General features: G+C 52.0%; 7 protein-coding genes. All 7 read right to left on the reverse strand.

The window, feature by feature from the left end; all coding sequences use genetic code 11:
• Positions 1 to 1031: asparaginase (locus tag OB13_RS12100; protein ID WP_461490427.1), on the reverse strand; the 1031-nt coding region annotated here is incomplete at its 3' end.
• Between the two features lie 2 nt (positions 1032 to 1033).
• Positions 1034 to 1801 carry a TatD family hydrolase gene (locus OB13_RS12105; protein WP_461490428.1) on the reverse strand — a complete coding sequence of 256 codons (768 nt, stop codon included), beginning with the start codon at positions 1799 to 1801 and terminating at the stop codon, positions 1034 to 1036.
• Positions 1802 to 2022: 221 nt separating this feature from the next.
• Complete coding sequence (locus tag OB13_RS12110) at positions 2023 to 3114, reverse strand: glycosyltransferase (protein ID WP_461490429.1); 1092 nt, start codon at positions 3112 to 3114, stop codon at positions 2023 to 2025.
• Positions 3111 to 3746 carry a polysaccharide deacetylase family protein gene (locus OB13_RS12115; RefSeq protein ID WP_461490430.1) on the reverse strand — a complete coding sequence of 212 codons (636 nt, stop codon included), beginning with the start codon at positions 3744 to 3746 and terminating at the stop codon, positions 3111 to 3113. The genes OB13_RS12110 and OB13_RS12115 overlap by 4 nt, the downstream gene beginning before the upstream one ends.
• Positions 3747 to 3996: 250 nt before the next feature.
• Complete coding sequence (locus OB13_RS12120) at positions 3997 to 5220, reverse strand: PP2C family protein-serine/threonine phosphatase (RefSeq protein ID WP_461490431.1); 1224 nt, start codon at positions 5218 to 5220, stop codon at positions 3997 to 3999.
• A 326-nt stretch (positions 5221 to 5546) separates the two neighbouring features.
• Entirely contained in the window at positions 5547 to 5804 is a 258-nt protein-coding gene (locus tag OB13_RS12125) for a hypothetical protein (RefSeq protein ID WP_461490432.1), read from the reverse strand.
• Positions 5797 to 6429 (reverse strand): glycosyltransferase family 2 protein (locus OB13_RS12130; protein ID WP_461490433.1); only part of this gene is annotated, 633 nt, incomplete at its 5' end. The genes OB13_RS12125 and OB13_RS12130, both read right to left, overlap by 8 nt.

Raw genomic sequence — 6429 nt, forward strand, 5'->3', positions numbered from 1 at the left:
ATATCTTTGGTCTGCTGTGCCGTCAGGCCGAGCCCGAGTACAAACATAAGTTTGGTAATGGCAGCCTCCGTCGTGATGTCATCCCCTCCGATTACCCCCATGTTCAGCAGGTATTTGCTTGTTTCATAGCGCCCCTGGTCTACACGGCCTTCGTCACACTGCGATACATTCAGGATGTAAATCTCATTTGCCAGCGCTTCCTGCAACAGCTCCAGGAACCAAGGCACGGTTGGCGCATTGCCCGAACCGTAAGTTTCCAGCACCACGCCTTTCAGCCCCGGCGCCTGCAGGATACTTCGCACTACCTGCGGTGTAATGCCGGGGAAGAGTTTGAGGATAGCGACATGCTCTTCGAGGTGGTGATGCGCCCGGAAGGTTTCGGATGAGTGCGGCAGAATGGTACCCGCATGGTAGTCGATCGCTATACCTGCTTCGGCCAGTGGCGGATAGTTTTCCGATTTGAAGGCATCAAAGTGGCTGCTCTCTACTTTTTTTGCCCTGTTACCCCGCAAAAGAAGGCTATGGAAGTAGACGCATACTTCCGGCACCATGCTCTGGCCGTTCACTTTGGTAGCCGCTATCTGCAGTGCCGTGATCAGGTTCTCGCGGGCATCCGTACGGATCAAGCCGATGGGTACCTGGGCGCCGGTAAAGATCACCGGCTTCTGCAGGTTCTCCAGCAGGAAACTCAGGGCTGAAGCGCTGTAGGCCATGGTATCGGTGCCGTGCAGCACCACAAAGCCGTCGTAGTCATAGTACTGCTCTTCGATCAGGCGGGCCAGCAGCAGCCAATCCGCTACCGACACATTGGAAGAGTCAATGGCAGGCTCCAGGCTCACTACCGTGAGCAGGTAGTTGAGCTGTTTCAGTTCGGGCACCTTTTCCAGTATCTGGCTGAAGTTGAAGGGCATCAGATGCTGCTTCTCTTCGTCGAACATCATACCTACCGTGCCACCGGTATAGATGATCAGGATAGATGCTTCCGGGTTGGCAGGTACTGGCGTATCGATGTTTACTTTAACAACCTGCATAACTATAGTTTAAAGAGTGATACTGCATTCTGAGTTGTCTTTTCAGCCACTTCTTCTTCTGATTTATGCATGAGCTCGGCTACGCGCCGGGCGACCAGCGGCAGGTATACCGGTTCGTTGCGTTTGCCCCGGTGCGGCACGGGTGCCAGGTATGGGCAGTCTGTTTCCAGCACCAGGTCCTCCAACTGCACATGCGGCAATACCTGGTCCAGACCGCCATTCTTGAACGTGGCCACCCCACCAATTCCCATCAGGAAGTTCAGCTCCTTGACCTTCGCTGCCTGCTCGGCCGTGCCCGAAAAGCAATGGAAGATTCCCCGCAGGGTACCGTCCTGTGCCTGGGCTATGATCTCGTAGGTTTCGTCAAAAGAGTCTCGTGTGTGCAACACGATCGGCAGCTTGTGCTTTTTGGCCAGTGCCACCTGCACCTTTAGGGCCTCCTGTTGCTGGGGCATAAAGGTTTTGTCCCAGTACAGATCAATGCCGCATTCGCCGACTGCCGCAAAAGCACGCTTGTTCAGCCACTCCTCTACCAAGTATAACTCTTTCTCAAAATCCTTGTCTACAGAGGTGGGGTGCAGGCCCATCATGGCAATGCATTGCTGCGGGTGTTTCCCTTCCGTTTCCAACATTACATCGATGGACGTATGGTCGATGTTGGGCATATAGATCTTCTCTACCCCTGCTGCCCAGGCCCGTGCCAGCGCCTCTTCCCGGTCCTGTGAGAACTTCTCTGAATATATATGTGCGTGCGAATCAACTAATTTCATATTCGAAATTTTTCGTTCAAATTCATAAAGGAACAAAGGTCCAAAGTATAGCCCATGCGTGCAAGCTGAGAGAGGACTGTCAATTAAAAATTAGGAATTGAATCCATGATTCTATCATACGGACCACAACACGGGAAACCGCGAACTATTATACCTCTCTAACTTTCTAACTCCCCAACATTCTAACTCTTTAACTCCCAAACTCTCTAACTCCTCAACTTCTAATACTTCCTCCCCTTCCAATTTATCTTTGTGGGGATAAAAAAGTAGAGGATGAGTAAGATGGAGGAAAATACCAGGTATAGCTCAAAGAGCAGGTAGTACCACCAGGCCGCGCGAAGGCGAAGGCGCCTGAGGCAGATGTGCAGGAAGAGGCTTTGCAACAGCAGCTTGGCTACAAAAATTGCGCCGGCTATACCTACCGAAGCCTGGAAAAAGAAAGGCAGCAGCACCGGGTAATAGGCTGAGTGCAGCACAAAGATGGCAAACATGTAGGCGGGCAAGTGGGTGGAGCCGCGCATCCAGCGTTTGCGCTGCTGCAGCAGCTCGCCAAAACTGGCAGCAGGTGCGGACAAGGCCAGTACATTGCGATCGTAGATGTTGCGGAAACCGAAGCCGCGCCTGAGCACCTGGTTAAATAGGGCAATGTCCTCTGTGATGGAGAACTTAATATTTTCGTAGCCTCCCGCAGCCTCATATGCCTTCCGGGTTACCAGCATGTTATTGCCCATGGTCGTGACCGGCAGGTTGAGGTCGCTGACCACCTGCATCAATCCGAGAGAGTAGAGCCAGTCCATGCTTTGCAGCCTGTCAAACAAGCTGCTTCCTGTGGCCGTGGTGATGCCTGTTACTACTCCTATACCTTCCTTGAGCTCTGACAGCATGGCCTTCACCCAGGTAGCCGGCACCACAATATCGGCATCGGTATACAGGAAAATGTCTGCAGTAGCCCGTTGTGCCAGTTGCGCCAGCACATTCGCCTTCCCTCTCGCCTGCCCGATCGTACCGGTTATGGTGATGCAGGTATACTGCGGCTTGTCCTTTATAAATTCTTCTACCAGTGCACGCGTATTGTCTGTGGAGCCATCATCTCCGATCAGTATTTCCAGATTGTGCGGGGGATAGTCCAGTTGCCCAATGGCGCGCAGGCAGTTAAGTATATGCTGTTCTTCGTTACGGGCAGCGATCAGTATGCTGACGCGGGGAAGGTCGGCAGGTGTTAAGGTATAGCGTTTGCGGTTGAAGAGCAGAAGGGTCAGTAGCCCCAGGAAGAGAAGAAAGTAGAGGATAAAATAGGCTACCGAGACCATCATAAGACCTCAAAGGTATAGCCCTGTGCCGTGAAGTGATCTAAAAACCGGGGGAGGGCGTACATCATGTTTCGCTTCGCTTTCAGGCTGTCGTGGAATACGAGGATGCTGCCGCTTTGGGTGCATTTCAGCGTCTGCTGCAGGCACCTCTCAGGCGTAAGGCTGTTGTCGTAGTCATTGGTGAGCACATCCCACATGATGAGTTCATAGTCGCTTCGCAAAGCGGCTGCCTGCTTCGCCGTAATGCGCCCATAAGGCGGGCGGAAAAGCTTTTTTTGCTGCTGCAATGGCTCTAGTCGCTCCAGTTCCTGCTGGCACAATTGCACATTGTGCAGGTAGCGTTCGAGCGGTGTGTTCCAGCCTTTGAGGTGGTGGTAGGTATGGTTGGCCAGCCGGTGCCCCTGTTGCATCACCTGCTCCGCCACATCCCGGTGCCTGGCCAGGTTATCGCCTACGGCAAAGAAAGTAGCCTTCGCGTCAAACCTGCTTAGTTGCTCGAGTACCCAGGGCGTCACTTCCGGGATAGGCCCGTCATCAAACGTAAGGTATAGCTTTTTGTGCTGCCCCTCTTTCCGCCAGGTATAGCCCGGCATCAGCGTCCTAAGCAGCGAAGGCGTTTTGTAGAGGCGTAGCAATTTAATTGTTGATTGGTTAAATGGTTAAATTGTTGACCGGTGCGTGTGGTATCAGGAAAGCTATTGGATCATGCCAAAAATTTTGCGTTTACGTAGCAGGAAGGCGGTTCGTATGAGTATACTCCCTTTTATGACTATTTCCTGTAAATTAAAATCTTGCTCTCCTGTTGATTCCACCTTACCGATTCGCTAGAACTGGTGGTGTTTGCAATTCTCCATACTTAACAATTTAACAATCCAACAATTCAACTTATTTAAACCTGCAGGAAAGCAAGGTGATATCATCGTTGAAGGAAGCCTCCTCGTTGAAGAGGTTGATGGCGCTGAGCAGTTGCAGGTGCAGCATCTTGGAGCTCAGGAAGCGGTGCCTCTGCAGAAACTCGATCGTGCCTTCAATGCCGAACTCGGCTTCGTCTTCGTCGAAAACTTCTGTCAGGCCATCGGTATAGCAGAGAAGCACCGAGCTCTCCGGCACATTGATTCTGCCCACATTCATAAAAGGCAGCACGTCAAACACCCCCAGCATCGTGCACCCGTCGTTGAGCAGGTCATGCGTGTTGTTTTCATAGAGCAGTACCGGCGCGTTGTGGCCCGCATTGACATAACTCAGTTCGCGCGTCTGGCGGTTGTAGATGGCCAGAAACGTAGTGATGAACTTCTCGGCGATCGCATTGCGGTAGATCAGGTGATTGAGCTCCGAAACGACCGTATTCAGGTCGGAGGTCTGCCGCAGGATGGTGCGCAGGCCAGCCTGGAAATTGGACATCAGCAACGACGCCGGCACCCCTTTGCCGGACACATCGGCCACGCAGAACAGGAACTGGTCTTTGTCTATTTCGATAAAGTCGTAGTAGTCGCCCCCGATAGAAGAATGCGGAATATAACTGGCATGGATGGCCACGTCCTTGTCGTTGGGCAGTTGCTTGGGAAACAACATGGACTGCACTTCCCGAGCGATCTCTATCTCCCGCCTGATAGACTCCTGCGCCAGTCGCATGCGGGCCATTTTGTGGTTTTCGATGGCTACCAGCATGATGTTACTGACCGTCTGCACAAAATTCAGGGCTTCGATATTGGTATAGTAGGGCTGTATTTTACCGATCATGACAAAGGCGAGTACTTTGCCATTGTGCAGGATCGGGATCACGATCTCGAAGGCCCGCCACTTTTTGTCGACACTCAGTTTGGAGGTGCGGGTGATTTCCTTCAGCTCCAGTATGGCATCCGGCAGGCTTTGCTTCATAAAATCCTGTTCCGTACCAAAACTCACCTTCGTCTCCCACTTTTCGTCGTGTACGAACAAAGCCAGACGGCTGATCTGCAGTTGGGCCAGCAGGGTGAAGCGGTATATTTTGTAGAGGGCGTCTTCCGGCAGGTTGTCATTGATGGCCTGCGTTATCTCCAACAGAGCGGATAGCTCCAGTTTTTTGAGGTTCAGCTCCTGCTGTACGTTTGGTACTAGTATATCGGGCATGCGGAATCAAGCTTTAAGGACATAGTCTGCAGCTGTCATCCGGGCAGGCATAGTGCCAGCTTGATAACAACCAGGTATGCGTCGGGTAAATTTACAAAAAATCAAATGCAATACCGCCAAACAACAGGAAACCTTCCCAAAACAGGTATTCAACGTAGCTGTTTGCCACTATTACGCAGTATCCGGAGTATCTTCAGATGCATAGCAGTGAAAAGAGGTGGCTTCGCCAATGAACTTCATGCCACCAGACCGTGTAAAACCCCGACAAAGTGCAGCGTAAAAACCTGATACCTGCTGGAGGCTTACCTTCTGATTTTCAATCGTTATCAGATGGAATTGTGCACGACGAGCCCGGCTTTTGTGGCCAGGTAGAAATAGTCGTGACAGTGGTGCCCAAAGGCCTTCTCGTCGTAGTCGTACTCGGTGTCCTGGTCGGGGTAGAGTATGCGGATGTAGCCTTGTGCGATCAGGTGACGTAGCGCCTCACAGAGCTCTGCATCCGTCAGCGAGAGGGAGCTTTTCAGTTCAGGGTAGGACGTAACAAAGTATAGTTCGTCCAGAATAGCAAATTCGTTTTCAGTCATGGTTGCGGATAGTTCTGCCTTTCCACTTATAACGCCCAAAAAGGCCGCCAACAGCAGTATAAAGTATATAAGGAATGTACACAAGCTGCAAAGGGAGCATATACCGGATGTAGCGCTGCCGTTTCATAAAAGCCAGTATACGCTCTAAAAATAAGAAATCTATTGCAAACTTGGTAGCATAGCCCGCGATTAGTATTCCCCATCCCATTTTCCCCAGTACCACGGCAGGTATACCCAGAAACAAGAGCAGGTTAACGGCGAAAACAACGAGCGCCACCCCTTTCACATGCCACAGCTGGTAGGCTTTCCACTTACTGGCCCAGCGCACCCGCTGCGCCACAAAACTGCGGATCGTCTGGCGGGCTTCCGTGTAGACAAGGGCTTGTTCGTGCTTCAGAAAGGCGATCCGGTCCGGGTATAGCTGACTTACTTTATGCAGCAGAAATTCATCGTCTCCGCTGGCAATCCCTTCGTTTCCGGCAAAGCCCCCTACCTCTTCAAACACATTTCGGGTATAGGCCAGGTTGGCACCGTTGCACATATTGGGTTGCTGCAGCCCGATGGATGCCCCTCCTACCCCGATCAGGGTAGCGAACTCGACCAGCTGCATGCGCTCCAGCAAGGT

This window comes from Pontibacter sp. HJ8 (genome assembly GCF_054824225.1).

Excerpts from the sequence above, each read along its gene's own strand:
- OB13_RS12105 (WP_461490428.1), bottom strand. The coding sequence starts at position 1,801 with ATGAAATTAGTTGATTCGCACGCACATATATATTCAGAGAAGTTCTCA.
- OB13_RS12110 (WP_461490429.1), bottom strand. The coding sequence starts at position 3,114 with ATGATGGTCTCGGTAGCCTATTTTATCCTCTACTTTCTTCTCTTCCTG.
- OB13_RS12120 (WP_461490431.1), bottom strand. The coding sequence starts at position 5,220 with ATGCCCGATATACTAGTACCAAACGTACAGCAGGAGCTGAACCTCAAA.
- OB13_RS12125 (WP_461490432.1), bottom strand. The coding sequence starts at position 5,804 with ATGACTGAAAACGAATTTGCTATTCTGGACGAACTATACTTTGTTACG.